General features: G+C 62.5%; 20 protein-coding genes and 1 pseudogene. 12 read left to right on the top strand and 9 right to left on the bottom strand.

What is annotated here, in order from left to right; genetic code table 11:
* Positions 1 to 8 precede the first annotated feature (8 nt).
* A complete protein-coding gene (locus tag AC1DXM_RS17835) occupies positions 9 to 434 on the bottom strand; it encodes an OsmC family protein (RefSeq protein ID WP_477234730.1) in 426 nt (141 codons plus the stop codon).
* Between the two features lie 146 nt (positions 435 to 580).
* Between AC1DXM_RS17835 and AC1DXM_RS17840 the strand changes: the two genes are divergently transcribed.
* The gene (locus AC1DXM_RS17840; protein ID WP_477234732.1) at positions 581 to 1,243 is read left to right on the top strand and encodes a phytochelatin synthase family protein; all 663 of its coding nucleotides are present in this window, start codon (positions 581 to 583) and stop codon (positions 1,241 to 1,243) included.
* A gap of 43 nt (positions 1,244 to 1,286) precedes the next feature.
* Here the strand turns inward: AC1DXM_RS17840 and AC1DXM_RS17845 are convergent, their stop codons facing one another.
* Together AC1DXM_RS17845 and AC1DXM_RS17850 are read right to left on the bottom strand one after the other, a co-directional pair.
* Positions 1,287 to 2,789, bottom strand: a complete 1,503-nt coding sequence (locus AC1DXM_RS17845) for an AMP-binding protein (protein WP_477234734.1) — start codon at positions 2,787 to 2,789, stop codon at positions 1,287 to 1,289.
* 33 nt (positions 2,790 to 2,822) lie between these two features.
* The gene (locus AC1DXM_RS17850) at positions 2,823 to 3,638 is read right to left on the bottom strand and encodes a p-hydroxycinnamoyl CoA hydratase/lyase (protein WP_436259212.1); all 816 of its coding nucleotides are present in this window, start codon (positions 3,636 to 3,638) and stop codon (positions 2,823 to 2,825) included.
* 154 nt (positions 3,639 to 3,792) lie between these two features.
* On the opposite strand from AC1DXM_RS17850, the gene AC1DXM_RS17855 reads away from it, so the two are divergent.
* Positions 3,793 to 4,269 (top strand): MarR family winged helix-turn-helix transcriptional regulator, encoded by a 477-nt coding sequence (locus tag AC1DXM_RS17855; RefSeq protein WP_477234736.1) that lies wholly within the window; start codon positions 3,793 to 3,795, stop codon positions 4,267 to 4,269.
* Positions 4,270 to 4,470: 201 nt separating this feature from the next.
* Complete coding sequence (locus AC1DXM_RS17860) at positions 4,471 to 5,196, top strand: 3-keto-5-aminohexanoate cleavage protein (protein WP_477234738.1); 726 nt, start codon at positions 4,471 to 4,473, stop codon at positions 5,194 to 5,196.
* Between the two features lie 45 nt (positions 5,197 to 5,241).
* Here AC1DXM_RS17860 and AC1DXM_RS17865 read toward each other — a convergent pair whose 3' ends face one another.
* Positions 5,242 to 6,153, bottom strand: coding sequence for an AraC family transcriptional regulator (locus AC1DXM_RS17865; RefSeq protein WP_477235036.1), 912 nt, complete (start codon positions 6,151 to 6,153; stop codon positions 5,242 to 5,244).
* A gap of 93 nt (positions 6,154 to 6,246) precedes the next feature.
* On the opposite strand from AC1DXM_RS17865, the gene AC1DXM_RS17870 reads away from it, so the two are divergent.
* From AC1DXM_RS17870 to AC1DXM_RS17905, 8 genes are all read left to right on the top strand, one after another.
* Positions 6,247 to 6,984: an SDR family oxidoreductase gene (locus AC1DXM_RS17870; RefSeq protein WP_477234740.1), complete on the top strand. Its 738-nt coding sequence runs from the start codon at positions 6,247 to 6,249 to the stop codon at positions 6,982 to 6,984.
* 107 nt (positions 6,985 to 7,091) lie between these two features.
* A complete protein-coding gene (locus AC1DXM_RS17875; RefSeq protein WP_112560910.1) occupies positions 7,092 to 7,601 on the top strand; it encodes an Lrp/AsnC family transcriptional regulator in 510 nt (169 codons plus the stop codon).
* On the top strand, positions 7,598 to 8,761 hold the full coding sequence (locus tag AC1DXM_RS17880; RefSeq protein WP_477234742.1) for a saccharopine dehydrogenase family protein: 1,164 nt from the start codon (positions 7,598 to 7,600) through the stop codon (positions 8,759 to 8,761). The genes AC1DXM_RS17875 and AC1DXM_RS17880 overlap by 4 nt, the downstream gene beginning before the upstream one ends.
* A gap of 105 nt (positions 8,762 to 8,866) precedes the next feature.
* Positions 8,867 to 9,655, top strand: a complete 789-nt coding sequence (locus tag AC1DXM_RS17885) for an ABC transporter substrate-binding protein (protein WP_477234744.1) — start codon at positions 8,867 to 8,869, stop codon at positions 9,653 to 9,655.
* 133 nt (positions 9,656 to 9,788) lie between these two features.
* Positions 9,789 to 10,466, top strand: a complete 678-nt coding sequence (locus tag AC1DXM_RS17890; protein WP_477234746.1) for an amino acid ABC transporter permease — start codon at positions 9,789 to 9,791, stop codon at positions 10,464 to 10,466.
* Entirely contained in the window at positions 10,463 to 11,137 is a 675-nt protein-coding gene (locus AC1DXM_RS17895; RefSeq protein ID WP_477234748.1) for an amino acid ABC transporter permease, read from the top strand. Before AC1DXM_RS17890 ends, AC1DXM_RS17895 begins: the two co-directional genes overlap by 4 nt.
* 25 nt (positions 11,138 to 11,162) lie before the next feature.
* Complete coding sequence (locus AC1DXM_RS17900) at positions 11,163 to 11,921, top strand: amino acid ABC transporter ATP-binding protein (protein ID WP_477234750.1); 759 nt, start codon at positions 11,163 to 11,165, stop codon at positions 11,919 to 11,921.
* Positions 11,922 to 12,027: 106 nt separating this feature from the next.
* Positions 12,028 to 12,273 carry a hypothetical protein gene (locus tag AC1DXM_RS17905; protein ID WP_477234752.1) on the top strand — a complete coding sequence of 82 codons (246 nt, stop codon included), beginning with the start codon at positions 12,028 to 12,030 and terminating at the stop codon, positions 12,271 to 12,273.
* 150 nt (positions 12,274 to 12,423) lie between these two features.
* Here the strand turns inward: AC1DXM_RS17905 and AC1DXM_RS17910 are convergent, their stop codons facing one another.
* The 4 genes and pseudogenes from AC1DXM_RS17910 to AC1DXM_RS17925 form a co-directional block, all read right to left on the bottom strand.
* The gene (locus AC1DXM_RS17910) at positions 12,424 to 14,304 is read right to left on the bottom strand and encodes a polysaccharide biosynthesis protein (RefSeq protein WP_477234754.1); all 1,881 of its coding nucleotides are present in this window, start codon (positions 14,302 to 14,304) and stop codon (positions 12,424 to 12,426) included.
* A gap of 796 nt (positions 14,305 to 15,100) precedes the next feature.
* A pseudogene (locus AC1DXM_RS17915) lies at positions 15,101 to 15,337 on the bottom strand (ATP-grasp domain-containing protein); the annotation flags it as partial.
* A gap of 44 nt (positions 15,338 to 15,381) precedes the next feature.
* Entirely contained in the window at positions 15,382 to 16,122 is a 741-nt protein-coding gene (locus AC1DXM_RS17920) for an alpha/beta fold hydrolase (protein WP_477234757.1), read from the bottom strand.
* 99 nt (positions 16,123 to 16,221) lie between these two features.
* A complete protein-coding gene (locus AC1DXM_RS17925; RefSeq protein ID WP_477234759.1) occupies positions 16,222 to 17,766 on the bottom strand; it encodes a bifunctional AfsR/SARP family transcriptional regulator/alpha/beta hydrolase in 1,545 nt (514 codons plus the stop codon).
* Between the two features lie 294 nt (positions 17,767 to 18,060).
* Here AC1DXM_RS17925 and AC1DXM_RS17930 point away from each other — a divergent pair, with 294 nt between their 5' ends.
* The gene (locus AC1DXM_RS17930; protein ID WP_477234761.1) at positions 18,061 to 18,603 is read left to right on the top strand and encodes a class I SAM-dependent methyltransferase; all 543 of its coding nucleotides are present in this window, start codon (positions 18,061 to 18,063) and stop codon (positions 18,601 to 18,603) included.
* A gap of 45 nt (positions 18,604 to 18,648) precedes the next feature.
* Here AC1DXM_RS17930 and AC1DXM_RS17935 read toward each other — a convergent pair whose 3' ends face one another.
* Positions 18,649 to 19,695, bottom strand: a complete 1,047-nt coding sequence (locus AC1DXM_RS17935; protein ID WP_477234763.1) for a glutathione synthetase — start codon at positions 19,693 to 19,695, stop codon at positions 18,649 to 18,651.
* Positions 19,696 to 19,697 lie beyond the last annotated feature (2 nt).

The following is a 19,697-nucleotide window of genomic DNA, read 5'->3' on the forward strand; positions in this document are numbered from 1 at the left end:
GGTCCTGGTTACCCGGCGAGCGTGGTGTGAAGCTCGGGCGGCGTGCGCAGTGTGTTGCTCACCGTGCAGATCGTTTCGGCGTCCTCGACAATCCGCCTTTTCGTCGCTTCGTCGAGATCGCCCTGGACGTCGAGCACGATCATGAACCGGCCGACGCGGGAGACATCGCCTTCTGCCTTCTCGCCCCTCACATCGGCTCGCACCTCGCCAAGCTCGGCGGCAACCCCGAGGCGCGTGGCGGCAATGCGGGCGCTCAGCACCATGCAGGCGGCGACGGAGGCATAGAGCAGGTCGAGCGGATTGAAGCCCGGAGCGTTGACCCCGGTCACCACATCGACGCTGCCGCCGGTCGGTGTTGTCACGACCGGCAAGCCGCCCGGCGGCATCACGGCCAGCGCGCCGGTCTCTCGGGTCCTGACCTTGAGTTCTGCCATTTCAACTATCCTTTCGGGGCCGGGCAAAATGCAAGGCGCAGCCGCCCTGGCGGCGTGCCCTGCCACGCAATGCCGGTATATGGTAGTCTCGGGGCCGACATCGCAACATCGACCGACGAACAAATCGTCTGCTTCGAGGTTCAGCAATGAAGCGCAGTTTCATTTTGGCTGTGATTGCCGGCGTTGGCCTGCTCTGCGGTGCCGCATTTTTGATTGTCGGTCCGTCCCCAGTCTCGCCAGACGCCATCCAGTCGTCGGTTGTTCGTACCCCGGCATTGATCGACAGCGCCTGGAAGTTGCCCGTGGCTGCTACCTTCAATGCCAACCTTGACTGGCAATCGAACGCGTCACGCTGCGGTCCGGCAAGTATTGCAAACACATTCCGCTCGATCGGCGAAGAGGAGACGACCGAAGCCGAAGTGCTCGCGGGAACCGGAAAGTGCTGGACCGGCTTTTGCATCGTCGGTCTGACGCTGGACGAGCTTGCCGACGTCGCTCAGGCGAAAACCGGGCGCAAAGTCTCCGTGCTTCGGAATCTAAGCGCCGACGAGTTCCGCGAGCACATGAAGCACGCCAACGACCCCGGCCGCCGCTACATCATCAACTTTACCCGAGAGACGATATTCGGCGCCGGCAGTGGTCATTTTTCACCGATCGGTGGCTATCTGGAGGCCGAGGACTTGGTTTTCGTTCTCGACGTCAACGAGCGCTACAAGCCTTGGCTGATCGAGCGTGAACGCCTGTTCTCGGCCATGGACACCATCGACAGCGATGGCGACAAGAAGCGCGGCTTGCTGCTGATCGAGTAGCAGGGGCGCTAAGCGGTTTCGCAGCAACGATGCACTCGCTACCTCAACCCGGCGCCGGCCAGCCGCGCAATATATGTTTCTGGATCTTGCCGGAGGCGGTGCGCGGCAACGCCTCTATGGGCCGAAACTCCTTCGGGACCTTGTAGCGGGCGATACGGTCCGCGCAGTGGGCCGCGAGCACTGCCGGGTCGAGGATGCAGCCGGCCTTCAGCACAACGAAAGCCCGTCCGACCTCGCCCCAGCGTTCATCGGCGATGCCAATGACGGCCGCTTCGGCAATGTCGGGATGGTCGAGCAGCACGAGCTCGACTTCGGCCGGATAGACGTTTTCGCCGCCGGAGATGAACATGTCTTTGCGGCGGTCGACCAGGGTGACAAAACCCTCAGCATCCCGGCGCGCAATGTCGCCGGTGCGGAACCAGCCATCGGATGTGAAGGCCTGCGCCGTCTCGTCCGGCCGGTTCCAGTAGCCGGGCATGATGTTGGGGCCGGTGAGCCAGATCTCACCGGCCTCGCCCGGGGCGACGTCGTTGCCGTCATCATCGACGATGCGCAGGCAAACCGAAGGTCCCGGCAGGCCGGCGGAACCTGCCTTGCGGGCGATCTGGCCGGCCTCGAGCGGCATGCCGAGCACGGTGCCGGCCTCGGTCATGCCGAAGCCGTCGACCATGCGCACGCCCTGCTCCAGCCACCAGCGGATGTCGGCGGCGGGATTGGGTGCGCCGCCGGTGAAGATAGCGGTGAGCGTTGTCCAGTTCGCCGGATCGAAACCCACGCCGTCGCGCAGCATTTTTGCCATTTGCGGCACGCAGAAATAGTGGGTGACGCCGAGCTCGGCATCGGCCAGCCGGCGGTTGGTGAGACCGGCCTCGAAGCCGGGCGAGATCAGCACGGTGCCGCCTTGCAGCAAGGGCGGACGCAGGCTGGTGATGAGGCCGATGACATGGAACATCGGCGCGTCGCACAGGAAGACGCTTGAATTGCCGACGCGACCCAGCACGCCGAAATTGACCGCGGTGGCAAAGGCGTTGGCCTCGGTGATGATGACGCCCTTGGGGCGACCCGACGTGCCGGAGGTGTAGAGGATGATCGACGGCTGATCGGCCGGCGGCAAGGGCCGGCGCGTCGCCGGCGCCTGCGCTTCCATCGCCGCCGCAAAGTCAGCGACCTCGACCGTCATGCAGTCCTTGGGCGGCGCTCTATCAAACGCGGCATCGTGCAGCAGCAGTGCGGGATCGCAATCGGCGAGGATTGCTTGTTGCTCAGGCGCAGCGAGGCGCCAGTTGACCGGCACGAAAATGGCGCCGAGGCGCATGGCGGCCTGCTGCAGGATCAGCAGGTCGGCGCTGTTGCGGGCGACGCTGGCGATGCGCTGCCCCGGCTCGATGCCGTAGCCGCCCTCAAGCACGGCAACGGCGCGCTGGATGGCTTCGTCGAGCCTGCTGTATGTCCAGCGCCGCCCGGAAGCGAGGTCGACGCAAGCGAGGCGCTCAGGTTGCGTCGCGGCATGCAAGGCCACGGGATCTGGCGTCGTCCAGGCCGGCATCTCGCATCTCCTCCCCGATCGGATCTTGGCTGATCACCTTGCCTTGTCGTAGGCGCCGAGGCCGGGCTTGTAGCTCTTCTCATCAATGAACTGGCGGATGCCTTCCTTGCGGCCGTCATTGTCGTAGGAGTTGGCCGCCTCTTGCGCGCGCACCAGATAGTCCTCGGCATTGTCATAGGTCATCTCGGCGACGCGGCGGATGGCGTCCTTGGTCGCCTTCAGCGCGACCGGGTTTTTCTTCAGCAAGATGTTCGCCACCTCGGTGACACGAGCCTTCAGATTTTCCAATGGCAGGCTTTCATTGACCAGCTTCCAGGCCGCCGCCTTCCTGCCGTCGATGAGTTCGCCGGTCAGCGCATGATACATGGCGTCGCGCATCGACAAGAGGTCGACCACCACCTTGGTGGCGCCACCGCCGGGCAGGATGCCCCAGTTGATCTCGGACAGCGCGAACTGCGCCTCGTCGGCCGCGAAAGCAAGATCGCAGGCAAACAGCGGGCCATAGCCGCCTCCAAAGCACCAGCCATTGACCATGGCGATGGTCGGCTTGCGGTACCAGCGCAACCGCCGCCACCAGCCATAGGCTTCGCCCTGCGCCTTGCGAACGGCGCCCAGCCCCTTGGCCTCGGTCTCGCGAAAATACTCCTTGAGGTCCATGCCCGCCGACCAGGCGCTGCCCTCGCCCGACAGTACCAGCACTCCGACATCGTCGCGGTATTCCAGCCCATCCAGCACTTCCATCATGCGCCGGTTTAGCGCCGGGTTCATGCAGTTGCGTTTTTCGGGTCTGTTGAAGCGCACCCAGGCGATGCCGTTCTCGACGTCGAAGGCCACGGTCTCTTCGGTCATGGCAATTCTCCTCCTGCTTGCGTGCATGGCAAGCGAAGAGCCGCGCTCCAAACCTGCCTTGCATTAATCGCTATGCTACATAGCTTTCATAATTGCTATGTCGCATAGTATTTTCTGCTTGACAAGGGCCTTGATCGCGGTGATCGCTTGCAGCATGGACGAGGCCACAATCCGCAGCAAACCCCGCAAGGCAAGGATAGCGCCGGAAGACACGCTCGACGCGCAGATCGGCTACAATCTGCGGCGCGCTTCGGCCCTGGCGCTCAATGATTTCGCCGTCGAGATGGCCGGTGCCTCGTTGCGCCCGGTGACCTACGGCATGCTGGCGTTGATCGACGAAAGGCCCGGTATCCGCGCCGCCGAACTCTGCCGCCTGCTCGGCATGAAGAGCGCCAACATGGCGCCACTGCTTGCCGAACTCGAGGAACGCGGCCTGGTCGAACGCGACGACCATGCGCAGGACAGACGCGTGCAGGTGCTCGCTTTGACCAAGGCAGCCAAAGCGGCCATGCCGGCATGGCGCCGGCAGGTGCGCCGGCACGAGGACCGGTTCCTGCAGCGGCTGACGAAAAAGGAACGGGCAACGCTGCTGCGCCTGCTGCGCCTGATCTGGACCGACGAAATCGATTGAAGGCAGCCCAAGCGGCGCCATCACCGATTGCCAAGCTGGCGCTCTACGGCGCCCCCCTCTGTCCGGCAGGACAGAGGGGGGCGCGAAGGATCGCGGCGCTTCAAGGCATCTACTCGTCTGTCAGGAGACTCCTTTGCCCCGAATTCCGATTTTCTCCGCCCTGCGCTAGGCTCGCGCCATTCCAACAGGATCGCGAGAACCATGATCGTCCAGGCCTGCATCAATGGCGCCCGCGCTGCCGATTTCCACCCTGCCCTCCCGCTCGACGCCGAAGCCATGGCGCGCGATGGTGCGGCTTCGATTGCCGCCGGTGCGGCCGAGTTGCATGTCCATGCGCGCGGAGCGGACCGCCGCGAGAGCCTGTCGCCGGCAGCGATGGACCCGACGATCGCGGCGCTGCGACGCGCTTGCCCCGGCACGCTGATCGGCGTCTCCACCGGCGCCTGGATCGAGAACGACGATATCGGCACACTGGTCGCCATCGCGGGCTGGCGCGAATTGCCGGACTATGCCTCGGTCAATCTCAGTGAGACAGCGGCACCCATCGTCATGGAGAGCCTGCGCCAGCGCGGCATTGCCATCGAGGCGGGTCTGGCGTCGATCACCGACGCCGAGCGTCTCGTCAGCCTCGACCATGGCGGCCGCGTGCTGCGCATCCTGATCGAGATTTCGGAGCAGACGCTGGACGAGGCCTTTGCGGTCGCCGACGGCATTGAACAGGTGCTGGAGCGCGCCGGCATTCGGCGCGCCATCCTGCTGCATGGGTCTGACGCCACGGTCTGGCCTTTCGTGCGCCGCGCAGCGCAGCGCAACTGGTCAACCCGCGTCGGGCTGGAGGATGGGAAGCATCTGCCGGATGGCACCGTGGCGGCAGGCAATGCGGCGCTAGTGGCGGCAGCGGTGGCGATCTTCCGGGCCGGGCGATAGCGGCATACAAGCAGCACGCCAAGGCATAGTAAGGCACAGGGCGAGTTACTCGGCGTTCTCACTTTGCAGGAGCCGCTTCGGAGAACGCCCGAACACACGTTTGAACGCATTGCCGAAAGCGCTTTCGGAGGCGTAGCCAAGCGATTGCGCCAGACCACCAACCGGAGCCCCCGATCGACGCATAGCGTCTCGAGCCAGATGCATCCGCCAACGCGTCAGATAGTCGAGCGGTGCCACGCCGACCAGTTCCTTGAAGCGGCGCGCAAAGCCTGAGCGTGACATGCCGACGCCGGTGGCGAGCTCATTGACCGTCCAGCCATGGCCCGGATCAGCGTGGATCAGGCTGAGGGCGGCGCCGGTGCGTCGGTCGGTCAAGGCACCGACCCAGCCCATGCTACTTATGCCTTCCTTGGCGACGTAAGCCCGCAAGGTCTGTACGAGCAGGATATCGCCCATGCGACGTGTCATCAGTGTCGAGCCCATAGACGCCGCATCGAGTTCTTCGTCGAGCACCGCCAGCGAGCCGCGCAGGATCGTCGCTGCCCGATCGCTTCCGGGGATGTGCATGAACCTGGGAAGGGCATTGAGCAGAAGTTGTGCGTTGCCGCCCTCGAAGACGAAGCTTCCCGCGACCAGCGCTGTTTCATCGCCCCCATGCCGGGCAACATTCGAATGCTCCCAGTCGAAAAACGAGATCCCGTCTTCGGGCTCCATGGAAAGATCGTTGGCGAGCACGTAGGCGGGGGCGTTGGCCAGCAGAAAAGTGTCACCCGGGCCGAGTGGAAAAGGTTGCTCGTCCGGCAATATGATCCAGCATTCACCACGAAGAACGGCCGCGAACTTCAGTGCGGGCTTTGCCGGAAAACGGAACGACCATCGCCCGCCCGCTTCGAGACGCGTGCAACGCGCGCTCCCGATGTCGAGAAGCGAAAGCACATCGGATAGGGGATCGATCATGGCAGGATTGGACGATCGCGACGAAACAATGGAGTTTTGAGCATAGATAATCCACCCGCCTTTCACAATATTAGATCGTGAAAGGAGACAATCATGTCTGGAACAACAGGAAAAGTCATCGCGATTACGGGTGCAAGCAGCGGCATTGGAGCGGCAACAGCGCTCCTGCTGGCCGAGCGTGGGGCCAAGATGGTGCTCGGAGCACGGCGCACTGATCGTCTTGAGGCACTCGTCAAACGCATTGAGAGCGCGGGCGGTGAGGCAGCCTTTCTGGGGATGGACGTGAAGAACCGTGAGGATCTCACGAAGCTCGTAGCTCTTGCCCGCGACAGGTTCGGCAAGATCGATGTCCTGATCAACAATGCCGGCATCGGCCCGAACTCCCTGCTCGATGAACTGCGCGTCGAGGACTGGGAGGAGATGATCGACATCAACATAAAGGGACCGCTCTACGGCATCGCCGCAGCCTTGCCGGTGTTCCGCAGCCAGGGCTTTGGCCACTTCGTCAACATCCTCTCGACGGCGGGACCGATCATCAAGCCGACAATGGCGGTCTATGCAGGAACAAAGAACGCGGTTCGGGCGATCGCCGAAGGCTTGCGACTTGAAGCTGGCCCAAAGCTGCGCGTGACAAACATATCGCCGGGCTTCGTCCAGACGAACTTCGCGGACTCGATGACCAATCCTGAGATCAAGGCGGAGATCGAAAAGCGCATGGGCGAAATCGCCATCACCCCCGATGCGATCAGCCGCGCCATCGCCTTCGCGATCGAGCAACCGGCCGAGGTCGATGTGAGCGAGATCGTCATTCGGCCCACAGCGCAGGCTTGATCGTGCTTTCCAGCGGCTCTTGCTGTTGGTAAAAATTTCCCATAAGCTATTTTTCATATCTGGAAGAAATTTCCTTCTATTTTTCTCCTTTATGAAAGCCTTGCCTTTTGCGTGAACATCTCGATCAAACTGATCGACGGCTGGTCAAGCTGTTGTCGCAGGATGCCCAACCCGGCATCAACCGGCTCGCCGAGACGATGGCGATTTCGGTGCCGACGGTGCGCTCGAGGCTGCGCAATCTGCTTGACCGCAACCTGCTGAAAATCGTCGGGCTGCTCAATTTGACCGAGCGCCCCGAGCTGATCTCGGCCATTGTCGGCATCAATGCGCAAGGCCGCGGACGCGCCCGCGAACTGGCGCAGCGAATCTCGGAACTGCCTTTCGTCAACTCGGCCTCGGTGGTCACCGGGCGCTTCGACATCATCGTCGACGTCACTGTCGCCGGCGATGTCGCCGACCTCTACCGCATCACCAGCGAGCTGATCCCCGGCGCCGGCATTCCCGGCGAAGTGGTGCGCAGCGAGACCTTCGTCGTCATGGCGTCGTGCAACAAATGGGTCAGCCTTCCTGAGGGATGCTGGTCGGAAGAAACACCGGCCCGCAAGGAGCCGGCATGAAGATCGCAGTTCTCGGCGGCCTCGGCCTGCAGGGCCGCGCGGCCATCGCCGATCTCGTCGCCAGCGCCGGTGTCGAGGAAATCGTCTGCGTCGATACGGCAGCCGACGGCCCTGCCCGGCTTGCCGGCCTGACCGATCTTTCTCGCGTGCGTTTTGTGGTGCCCGAAGGCGCCATCGGTCCAGCATTGGCGACCGTACTGGCCGATGTCGACGCCGTCATCGATCTCCTGCCGCAACCTTTGATGCGCGAGGCGGTGCAGGCCTCGATCGCAACGCGCACGCCGCTGGTCACCACCAATTACGGCAAGGCCATCGCCGATCTGGCGCCAGAGGCTGAACAGGCCGGCGTTTCGATCATGACCGAATGCGGGCTCGACCCCGGTATCGACCTCGTGCTCTACGCGCGCGCCGCAAAGCAGTTCTCTACCATCTCCTCAATCGATTCCTATTGCGGCGGCATCCCGGAACCGAAGGCTATGGCCAAGCCGCTCTGCTACAAGGTGAGCTGGAACTTCGACATGGTCCTGGTCAGCCAGAACCGCGACAGCGTGATGATCGAGGACGGCAAACGCGTCGAAGTGTCGGCGGGCCAGCAGCACGACAACCGCTTCATCCATGAGATCGAGGTCGCCGGCCTCGGCCGGCTGGAAGCTTTCCCCAATGGCGACGCGCTGCACTATGTCGAGATGCTTTCTGCCGCCAAGGGGTTGCAACGCTCGGGCCGCTATACGCTGCGCTGGCCGGGCTGGTCAGCCTTCTGGGCGCCGCTGAAGGAACTTGGCTTCCTCTCCGAAGACAAGGTGCCCGGCACAAGCGCCAGCCCACGCGAGTTTCTGGGCAGGCTGCTCGGCCCGCAACTCCAGTACGGCGCCGACGAGAAGGACCTTTGCGTCATGCGCAATGTCTTTTCCGGCCTTGAAGGCGGTCGCCGCAAGACGGTGACATCGGACCTGATCATCGAACGCGACCTCGCCTCCGGCCTGTTCGGCATGAGCCTCGGCGTCGGCTATCCCGCCAGCATCGTGGCGCAGATGCTGGCGCGGCGCGAGATCGCGACACCAGGCCTTTTGAACCCGCTGCAGCATGTTCCGGACGAACCTTTCTTCGACGAGCTGGCCAGGCGCGGCATCAGGGTTGCCGAGACGGTGGCCTGGGACTGAGGATTTTCGAACGGTGGCGCCGCCGGCAAACGGCGCTGCCGCTCAAAAACAGCCCACGGGGATCCGCGGGCAAAAATTGACAACCAAAACAGGGAGGAATGCCACATGAAGATTGCCAAGCTTTTCATTGCCGGACTTGCGCTTGCGGGTCTTACCACCGCTGCCAGTGCCGGAACGCTCGACGACATCACCAAGCGCGGCGAACTGCGCGTCGCGGTGCAGACACAAGGACCGCCCTTCTCGCTGGTCGGCGCCAATGGCGAGCGCACCGGCAGTTCGGTCGAACTCGCCGAGTTGATGGCCAAGGAGATGGGCGTCAAGATCACCTTCCTCGACTATGACTGGGACGGGCTGATCCCGGCGCTGTTGTCGGGCAAGGCGGACCTTCTGGTCGCCGACATGACGCCGACGCTGGCGCGCGGCATGAAGGTCGCCTTCACGACGCCCTATATGTACACGGGCAGCACCGTCTTCACCAAGGCCGACAGCAAGTTCAAGACCACCGAGGACTGCAAGGCCAAGGGCACCAAGATCGCCGTGCTTTTGGGCGCCACCGGCGAGAAGGAAGCCAAGACCGCTTTCCCCGATGCCGACATCAAGAGCTACAAGGGCGGCGGTCCGTTGCTGCTCGACGCGGTCAACAACGGCCAGGCTGATTGCGGCGTCAACGACGTCTCCGCGGTCAAAGGTCAGTCGACCGCTTATCCCGCCGGCACCTTCACCATCATGCCGGACTTGTTGTCTAAGGAACCGCTTGCCTTCGCCACCCGCTATGACGAGCCGGATCTGCTGGTCTGGATGAACCTGTTCCTCAACCAGGTCAGCATCGACGGCCGCCTGCAGAAGAACCTCGACTACTGGGTCAATTCCGACGCCTGGAAGAAGGATCACTGAAGAATTGGCGAGTAGCGAATAGGGAGTAGCGAATAGGGAATGGCCGTTCCGGCCATGCTTCGCTGCTCCCTACCTCCCTACTCGCTATTCGCTACTCGCTATTCGCCCTTCCCTCATCACCGCCGCTCGCCCGATGCTCGAAAACTTCAGCTTTCGCACCATCATCGAATATCTGCCGCTGTTCGGGCAGGGTCTGATCACGACCGTCTGGCTGTCGGCGCTGTCCTTTGCCGGAGCGCTCGCGGTCGGCATCGTGCTCGCCGCCATGAACCTGCAGCGTGGCCAGCTGTTTCGCGTGCCGGCCAAGGCCTATATCGACGCGGTGCGCGCAACGCCCTTGCTGGCACAGCTCTACTTCCTCTATTTCGGCCTGCCGCGGCTCGGCTTTGTGCTGCCCGAGCTCGTCGTCGGCATCCTCGCTTTGTCGCTGAACAGTGGCGCCTATATCGCTGAAATCATTCGCGCCGGCATCCTGTCGATCCCGCGCGGCCAGGTGGAAGCCGGCGTCGCCTCGGGCATGACCTATATCCAGCGCATGCGCCTTGTCATCCTGCCGCAGGCGTTCAAGGTGACGATCCCGCCGCTGCTCGGCCAGGCAATCGTGCTGGTCAAGGATTCGGCGTTGTTGTCGTTGATCTCGGTTTCCGAACTGACACGGGCCGGCCAATTGCTGGCGTCCGACCGCTTCATGCCGGCGGAAGGTTTTCTCACCATCGCCGCGTTTTATCTGCTGCTCTACTATTGCCTCAAAGGACTGGCGGGGCTGTCCAGTCGCTGGCTCGGCCTGCAGCCGGCAAGGAGCAGCACATGATCTGGCAGCAGCTGCAAAGCCTCGCCGGCAGCTATCCCCTCGCCTTGCGCGGCCTCGGCATGACCGTGATGCTGTCGCTGATCAGCCTGGTGCTTGGCACGGCGCTCGGCTTCGGCCTCGGCATCTTGCGCACCGGCGGCAACCGGCTGATCTCGAATGTGATCGGCGCCTGGGTCGACCTGATCCGCGGCACGCCGTTCCTGGTGCAGATCTTCCTGATCTTCTTCATCCTGCCGGAGTTCGGCGTCGAGCTCGACGCCTTCACCGCCGGCATCATCGCACTGACCAATCTGGCCGCCTGCTTTATCTGCGAAATCGTCGCCGCCGGCATCCGTTCGGTGCCGACCGGCCAGGTCGAGGCGGCGCTGGCGTCCGGCCTGTCGCGCTGGCAGCGCATGCGCCAGGTGGTGCTGCCGCAAGCGATGCGCATCGTGCTGCCGCCGCTGGTCGGGCAATATGTGCTGCTGATCAAGGATTCCTCCGTCGTCTCGGCCATCGGGTTGACCGACCTCACCCGCGTCGGCTGGCTGGTGGTGCAGCGTGTGCCCAACGGCCTGCTGGTCTTCTTCCTCGTCGGCGTCGGCTATTTCATCGTCTGCTATCCGCTGATCATGCTCGCCCGCCGGCTGGAGCGCCGCATGGGTGCGGCGCATGGCGAGGTGCAGCTGTGACTTCGAACCCAAAGGGCCGACCGCCATGACCAACCCAAGCCCGACCAAAACCGGCATGATCGACTTTCGCGGCGTCAACAAATGGTTCGGCGCGCTCAATGTGCTGAAAGACATCACACTCAGCGTCGAGCCGCGCGAGGTCGTCGTCGTCTGCGGCCCCAGCGGCTCGGGCAAGAGCACGTTGATCCGCTGCATCAACGGCTTGGAGACGATCAAGGGCGGCGACCTGGTCGTCGACGGCCAGCGCCTCGGCGACCCCGCCACCAACATGACGCTGCTGCGCACCGAGATCGGCTTCGTCTTCCAGTCGTTCAATCTCTACCCGCACAAGACCGCACTGGAAAACGTCACGCTGGCGCCGATCCATGTCCGCAAGATCCCGCGCGCCGAGGCCGAGCAGGCCGGTCGCGACTTGCTGGCCAAGGTCGGCCTCGCCGACAAGGTCAATGCCTATCCCTCACAGCTATCCGGCGGCCAGCAGCAGCGCGTGGCGATCGCGCGCTGCCTCGGCATGCGGCCGAAGATCATGTTGTTCGACGAGCCGACCTCGGCACTCGACCCCGAGATGATTTCCGAAGTGCTCGACGTTATGGTCGCGGTGGCCGAGGAAGGCATGACGATGATGGTGGTGACGCACGAAATGGGCTTCGCCCGCAAGGTTGCTCAGCGCGTCGTCTTCATGGACGCCGGCGCCATCGTCGAAAGCGGCACGCCGGAGGAGTTTTTCTCCGCCCCGAAGACGGACCGCAGCCGCGCTTTTCTGAGCAAGATTTTAAGGCACTAGGGTCGGGACTCGAACGGCAGGCTGCCTCCGGTGGTGGGAATTGGACATTCGAAGCCGGTCGTCCGAATGGCCGCTGCGCGCTAACTGCCGCACTCAGCGACAGCCAATGAGCGTCCTGTTTTGGGCCGATTCCGGTCAGGCAGCTTTTCAAGAACTACCCTACGAAAGCAGACGTTTAAGTCGGTTTGAATTGACGATCCATCGGCTGATGGACCGAAGTGAGAGCTTTCGCGACATCTGCCAGGAACTCGCCGATGCAGAGTTTGCGCTTTCGAAGGTCGCCGAGGCCCCGTTGGCATTGCGCGAAGCCAGACGAGCCGAATGGGCAGGAACTGGTGGATCGGTTGGTTGAAGAAGTAGGAGCAGCAGTGCTGAATACCGACGCTGCCCGGAAATCGGGTATCAACCCATGGCCGCCACGGTGAACATACACGAATGGTCAGAATGAGGGTCTTCCGATTGTCAGCTTGCGGGCGGCAGTCGGTGGGCACCGCGATGAGGTTCAGTGCTTGCTCGAGTCCTTCCCGCTCATCAGCAGGTGAATCTCGCTCCCCGGAGTAAACTCCCCGACGGTCGATTTCAGAAGCCGTAGGGCACCGGGCAAATCTTGGGCGTCGATCCTCCGCTTCATTTCGTCGAAGATGCGCACGATCAGCGCTCTCTCAATCGACCGTGGAGATGCGGCCAGGATCCCCGACGCACCGGTCCCGCTCAAGGTTTCCTTGTTGTCGAAAAGTTCCTCGTAGAGTTTTTCCCCAGGCCGAAGCCCGGTGTAGACTATCTGAATGTCGGTGTCCGGGCGGCGCCCCGAGAGACGGATGAGATTTCGAGCAAGATCCACGATCTTCACCGGCGAGCCCATGTCGAGAACGTAAATTCGGCCGCGCTCCTCCTGTCGTGCGTGGCTATGCGCCGCCGCCTGCAGGACGAGGAGGCAGGCTTCCGAAATTGTCATGAAAAAGCGTTCCATGTCCGGATGGGTAACTGTCACAGGCCCGCCGGCCCTGATCTGCTTCTCGAACAGCGGGACCACGGATCCGGCCGACCCTAGGACGTTGCCGAACCGAACGGTGACGAAACGTGTGCCGTTGACCTGCGAGTCGATATCCATCGCCTGGCAGAACATCTCCGCCATCCGTTTAGTCGCGCCCATTACGTTAGCGGGATTCACAGCCTTGTCGGTCGACACCAGAACCATCGTGGAGACGTTGGCATGAAGCGCGGCCTCGGCAACATTGCGCGTCCCGATCGCGTTGGTGAAAAGGCCTTCAAGCGGTTGAGCCTCAACGATCGGTACGTGCTTTAGTGCCGCGGCGTGGAAGAGCACCTGGGGTCTGTGGGCCTGGACAATGGTGTTGACAGCGTCTTTTTCACGCACGTTGCAAAGGGCAGCATGCAGTTCGAGGCTCGGGCGGGTGCCAGTGAGTTCAGTCGCGATAGAGTAGAGAAGGTGCTCGCTGGCATCCAAAAGAACGAGGGTCCGTGGGTTCAGGGCCGCGACCTGACGTGCCAGCTCGGATCCAATCGAACCGCCCGCGCCGGTGATCATGACGGTCCTGCCCTCGATCATCGAGGCGATCTTGGGCACATCAAGCCTAAGGGGCGGACGTTGCAGGAGATCTTCCAACTTGATCGGACGGAGTTCGATTTCAGCGTCGATGCTTTGCATGTCGAGGAGGTTCGGGAGCCTCAGGATCTCGACTTTCTGCTGTGCCGCGATCTCAACCAGCGCCTCGATGCTGGCGTGCCGCTGATAATCCTCGCGCGAACGTGTCAGGATGAGCGCCTCGGGCCGGCGCCCCTGGGCCTCGAATTGATCGAAGATCTGCGGCAGTCTTTCCAGCGGACCCAACACTGGAACCCCGCGAATAGAACGCCCGGTCCTGCGATCCCGTTCGTCGATTATCGCAAGGACCACGAATGACAAGGCAGTGTTTCTCTCCTTAATGGTCCTCACGAAGGCGTCGGCGTTGTCGGTGGCTCCAACCAGCAGCACGAACTTACAGGTGCTGCGATCGAACAAGCGACCGGTGTCGTGGCGATTGCGATAGAGCCGATACGCGGCACGCGGCCCGGCTAGCAGCACGATCACGAAGGCCCACGCGATAAGGATCGAAGAACGGGGAATCAAGGTCAGTCGATCCAGCAGGAACTGGGCAACTGTGAAACTAGCGACGGACGCAGTAGCTGCATAGGTGATTGCCAGGAGATCCGACAGCGAGGCATAGCGCCAAATACCACGGTTCAGTCCGAGCAAAAAACCTGCGCCGCCGACAATAATCCCAAATAGCGCCGCCGCGCCAAGGAAATTCGTCAAGTTTTTGACAACTATATCAAAATCAAACCTCAACGCGATCGAAAGAAACATTGCGGCAGCACCCATTGTGCCATCGTGCACCAGTGCCAGGCCCCGCAATACTATCAGTCGAGAAACTCGCCAGGACCGAGTCGTTTTGTCTCCAGCATAAACATGCTTTCTCTGTTTCCATTCTTCTGGAGACACTAGTTTTAGACCTTTCGAGAAAGGCGGCGATCAACTCGATCCGCCGACATCCAATGTCCGAACAGCCGAGGTTCGGTCGCTCGGAGTCGCAGTATAGGGCCTTGGCGCTGACATGTGCCAGTAACGTCTGAAAATGTGAATCGTCCACGCGGCGATTATCAACACTTCCCCGAGGGAGGACGCCCAAGTTCAAGGCGATGGTCGAGCCGGTGCGATGGGATCTTGTCGATGTCGGAGGCCACACTGTCTGGCAGGGCGCCGAAGACTTCATGGAGGAACTCGACCTTTCAAAGATCGCAATGTCGCCAAACGGGACAACGGGGTCCATCTTCAGCCAGACTGCGATTTTCAACCAAGCCGCTCCATACCCAGCTGACTCCATCAAGTGCCTTGACCTCGCAGAGAACGCAGGTATCCGAAAGCGTCGACAGCGCTCAAAATCGAGTGGCCGCCCCTTGACCCATTAGAGAACACTATCGACGCTAAGCAGACGTAACCGATCGCTTCTCGCTATGCCGCTAATGGCGCAACCGCGACCTCCAGCGCGGTCGCCGGTAATGTCCGCCTTAAGGCGGTGGCCGAGCTAACTTCAATGGCCGAGATGCGGCGCAAAGCAGTCATGCACGCCTCCCCTGTGATGTCTGCTTCGGCTCAGATCGCGTCTTTCCCGCATTCCTCACAGCGTCGCCAGCCGCGAATTGGTCATGGCCTTTCCATAGGCTTGCCGCAGCGTTTGCTTCTCCTCCAGCGCAGCGATGACGCTTGCGGCAAAATCCGTTGCGTACATGTCGGCCAGCCGGCTCAGCCCGCCCGGTGTGAAGACGTTGATCTCCAGAAGTTTGTCGCCGACGATGTCGAGCCCGACCAAGAACATTCCGTCGCCGATCAATTTGGGACGCACCATTTCGGCAATGCCCGGCATCTTGGCCGTCACTTGACCTTGCGGGCCCTCACGCACTAGCGGCAGTCGACAAAAAACTTCTCCATGCGCGCGCATATCGGGTCGACCGCCAAGAACGCCTGGAAATGATTGCATCCGATGAGTTCGAGATAGTTGGCGCCGGCAAGGGCTGCAAAATCACGGACCTTCGGACACAACGGATCGGCCTCTCCGCTAATCGCAAGGATCGGTCGATCAAAGCCGACAAACGGTGCCGACCGATCGGACCGGTCCAGTGCAGCGCATGCCCGCAGGGCCTCAAGATCATTGCTTCTGAGTTGCCTGACGTTCCCGTCTGTCAACGGCCAGTTCTCGGTGCGCAGATACGAGATCCAGGGTTCTATGTCGACGCTCACGGCCGCCCTGAGCAGGCTCAGATCCTGACCGAAGGGATGCGCCCCGTTGACGACAAGCGAGCGCACCCGGTTCGGGTAGTGGGCGGCAAACGCCAGGGCAATCGTGCCGCCCAAGGAATGCCCACAGATGTCGGCGTTGACTGCGCCGATATCATTCAGAACCGCCGCGACATCTGTCGCGCATCGCCCGGCATCATACGCTTCGGGCACATGCGGCTTGTCGCTTCTGCCGTGACCGCGAGCGTCGATCAGTATCAGTTGCCGCCCCGCCAACCGCTCGACGTAGCCCACTTCACGCCAAATCGTGTGATCTGCTGTAAAGCCGTGCAGCAGCACGAGCGGCTTTCCCGTCCCGACCACCTCATAGGCAATGCGGGTTCCGTCTTCCGATACGACGAACATGATCGTTCCTTCTGCAGGGCGCAAAACTTCACAACCGACATCAAGAGTTGTGAGCGTCGCCCTACACAGGGGGTGTCCCCTGATCGTCTCCGGCTGCGATCAGCTGCCTCGTGCAAACGCGCTGATGCTGTCGAGCAGCGGCTGCTGATCGCCGACCCAGAACCAGTGGTCGTCACCGGCGACCTCGATGAAACGCGCGTCCGGGATTTTGGCTGCGAGGAACCGCCCGGCCTCGACGCGCACGGCACGGTCGCCGGAGCGGTGCAGAACCATCGTCCTGGTCGAAACTTTTGCCAGGAGGTGGCGGACGTCGGTATCACGCAGCGCTTCGAGCAGACCTGCGACCGCGCCGGGACTGGAGGCTGCCCTGAGCAATCCGGCCCACCAGCTCTGCGCCTGGCGGTCTGCGGCCAGGCTCGGGGCGAAGGTCTGGATTTCCGCGGGACCACCCCAGCCGGCGAGCAGGCGTTGCTTCCACAGGTCGTATTGGGCAACGGTCAGGGCAAAAGGATAGTCGGGCGCGCGGCTGCCTTTCGCCAGGGAAGCCCAGAGAACGAGGCCGATCAGGCGATCAGGATGGTTCACGGCAAAACGAATACAACCCGGCCCACCCTCCGATGCACCGATGAGCAAGGCCCTACGGCTGCCGGCCGCGTTCATGACCGCCAGAATATCCTGCGCCGTCGCTTCAACGGTTGGGCGGTCGCCAACGCGGTCGGAAAGTCCCATGCCGCGCCGGTCGAAAAGGATCAGACGACCGAGACGCGAAACCGCGGTGATCCAGGAGCGGCAGCTTCTGTCTTCCCAAACCCGCTCGACATGCGAAATGAACCCCGGAACAAGCACGATATCCATCGGGCCGCTGCCGACGATCTGGTAGGCAATATGGACGCCGTCCACGTCGACATAGCGCGTTCTGGGCACGTCCGAGCCAATATCGCGCGTTGGTTCACGCAGCAGGGCAAGCGTGGCGGAGTCTGGCGCTATGCCGAGTTCGTCCCGCAATAACCGAACACAGGTCTCGGCCTGGCGCTCGGCTGCCGCCCTGTCCCCGGCCGCCAGGTGGGCGCGGATCAGGTGACGGTGTGCGCTTTCGCTCAAGGGGTCCAGTGCCGCAAGGCGCGTCGCATGCACGACCGCGCTGCGAGGCTCGCCGCCGGCGATCTTCGCTTCGACGAGCCGCTCCAGCGCCTGCACCAGCCGGCCGCGCAGGGCCTCGCGCCTGAAGAAGACCCATTCCTCGAATTCCAGACAGTCCGGCAGTGAGAAGCCGGCGAGATAGTCGCCCTTGTGGATATCAGCGGCCTCTTCGAGAGGACCGACATCACAGGCATGCTCGAAAACCCTGGAGTCGACCTCGACAGACAGCGCCGGATGCAGGCTGAGGGATGTTCCGCTGGCGGCGATAACCTCGCTGCCGAACGCGATGCGGATTTTATACAGCGTGCGCCGAAGGCGCGCCCGTGCGGCGTCCTCGTCGGTTTCGGGCCACAAAAGCGTAGCGGCAACCTCGCGCGCCACGGGCCTATCGGCCTCGGCGAGGTAGATGAGGAGCGCGGCTGCCTTGCGCAAGGCAAGCTCCACCCGCCGCCCGTTCAGACGGAACTCCGGAAAACCCAGAAGTCGGAACTGCAATCGCTCCATCGATCCCTATGCGCCGAGCGGGGACGTTGAGGGGACGCAGGCCTTCTACCTATCCCCACGACGTTGGGCCATTTGGCCCGTCTGAAGACACCCTTGGAGCGATAAATGTCACTGGTCAATACTCTCACCTTTCAGCGCATGCCCGAGGCTGGCGGCCCCATCGGCGCCTCGAACACCGAGCAGGGAGGCTGAGACATGTGCCAATCCTGCCTCTCCTGGTACGCACGCTGCGTTGCTCCCTACTTCGTCCACGCGGGCTGTTCGGCCAACGCATTCGCGCACATGCGAAAGCGAATGATCCCGCAGGCAGAGGGCATTGTTGTGGAGGTCGGCTTCGGGTCCGGCCTGAACCTTCCCTACTACGACCCGGCCAGGGTGCAGCGGCTGGTGGGCGTCGATCCCGACGGCACGATGCTCGGGTTGGCCGGACCGAAGAGCCGTTCCATGCCTTTCGATGTCGAATGCCTCCGCGCCAGAGGCGAAACCCTGCCGTTGGCCGATGACTTTGCCGACACCGTCGTCGTCACCTACGCTTTCTGCACCATTCCGGACCCTGAGGCGGCGCTAAGTGAAATCCGGCGCATCTTGAAGTCCACGGGCCGGCTGATCTTCATCGAGCACGGCCAAGCAGAGGGGCCGCGTTGCCGCAGGTGGCAGGAGCGCCTGAACCGGACGTGGGGAGGAATCGCCGGCGGCTGCCAGCTTAATCGCAATCCATTGCGCCTGATCAGCGGGGCGGGCTTTCGGCTCGTCCATGATGAGCGCGGACGATTTCCGCTGTCCCTCTGGCATCTGGGAGGTCACCACGCCGGGGTCGCGGTCCCACCACCAAGTTGACGGACTTTCGCGCAGAAGATCAATTCGCATCCTGCCTCGCATTCCTCACAGCGTCGCCAGCCGCGAATTGGTCATGGCCTTTCCATAGGCTTGCCGCAGCGTTTGCTTCTCCTCCAGCGCAGCGATGACGCTTGCGGCAAAATCCGTCGCGTACATGTCGGCCAGCCGGGTCAGCCCGCCTGGCGTGAAGACGTTGATCTCCAGAAGTTTGTCGCCGACGATGTCGAGCCCGACCAGGAACATGCCGTCGCCGATCAATTTGGGACGCACCATTTCGGCAATGCCCAGCATCTTGGCCGTTACCTTGACCTTGCGAGCCGTTCCGGCGGCATGGATGTTGGAGCGCACGTCGCCCTTGGCCGGAACCCGGCGAAAGGCTGCGTATTTGCCGTCGCGCACGAGCGGCAGGCCGTTCATCAGGAACAGACGCACATCGCCGGCCTTGGCTTCCGGAAGATAGACCTGCGCGATGAGATAGCCGTCACCGCTGGCCGCCTCGAAAATCTGGTTGAGGTTGGAATCGGTGGGCTTGGCAATATGGAAGACGTTCTTGCCGCCCGACCCTTGCAGCGGTTTGACGATACAGCCCTTCGGCTGTTTGTCGATGAAGGTGCGGATCTCGGCAATGCTGCGCGATATCAGGCTCGCCGGCCTGACCGCTTCGGGGAAAGACTGCAAATAGAGCTTGCTCTGTGCCTGCGCCAGACCGCCCGGATCGTTGACGACGATGGTGCCACGTTCGGCTGCGAGCCGACCGAACATGATGCCGGCATTGGCCGCCCATGGCCGACCGGTGCCATCCAGCGACGGGTCGTTACGCAGAAACAATATGTCGATGTCGCTCATGGCGACGGTCTTCTTCTGCTTCGCGGCATCCTGCAGGGCAGCATGAAGCTTGCCTGATGTCTTGTAGGCAGCATCGGGCAGAGCCGTCACGCTGACGGCCAGATCATCATTAGGACGCAGGATGAAATCGCCCGGCTCCACATAGACGACGGAATGACCGCGCTGGACGGCCGCCAGCGCCAACGCCGTCGTCGTGTATCCCGGCGTCTCGGTTTCAATGGAATTGACGAAGAACGCAATACGCATTG

Source organism: Mesorhizobium sp. P3_A2 (assembly GCF_056403115.1).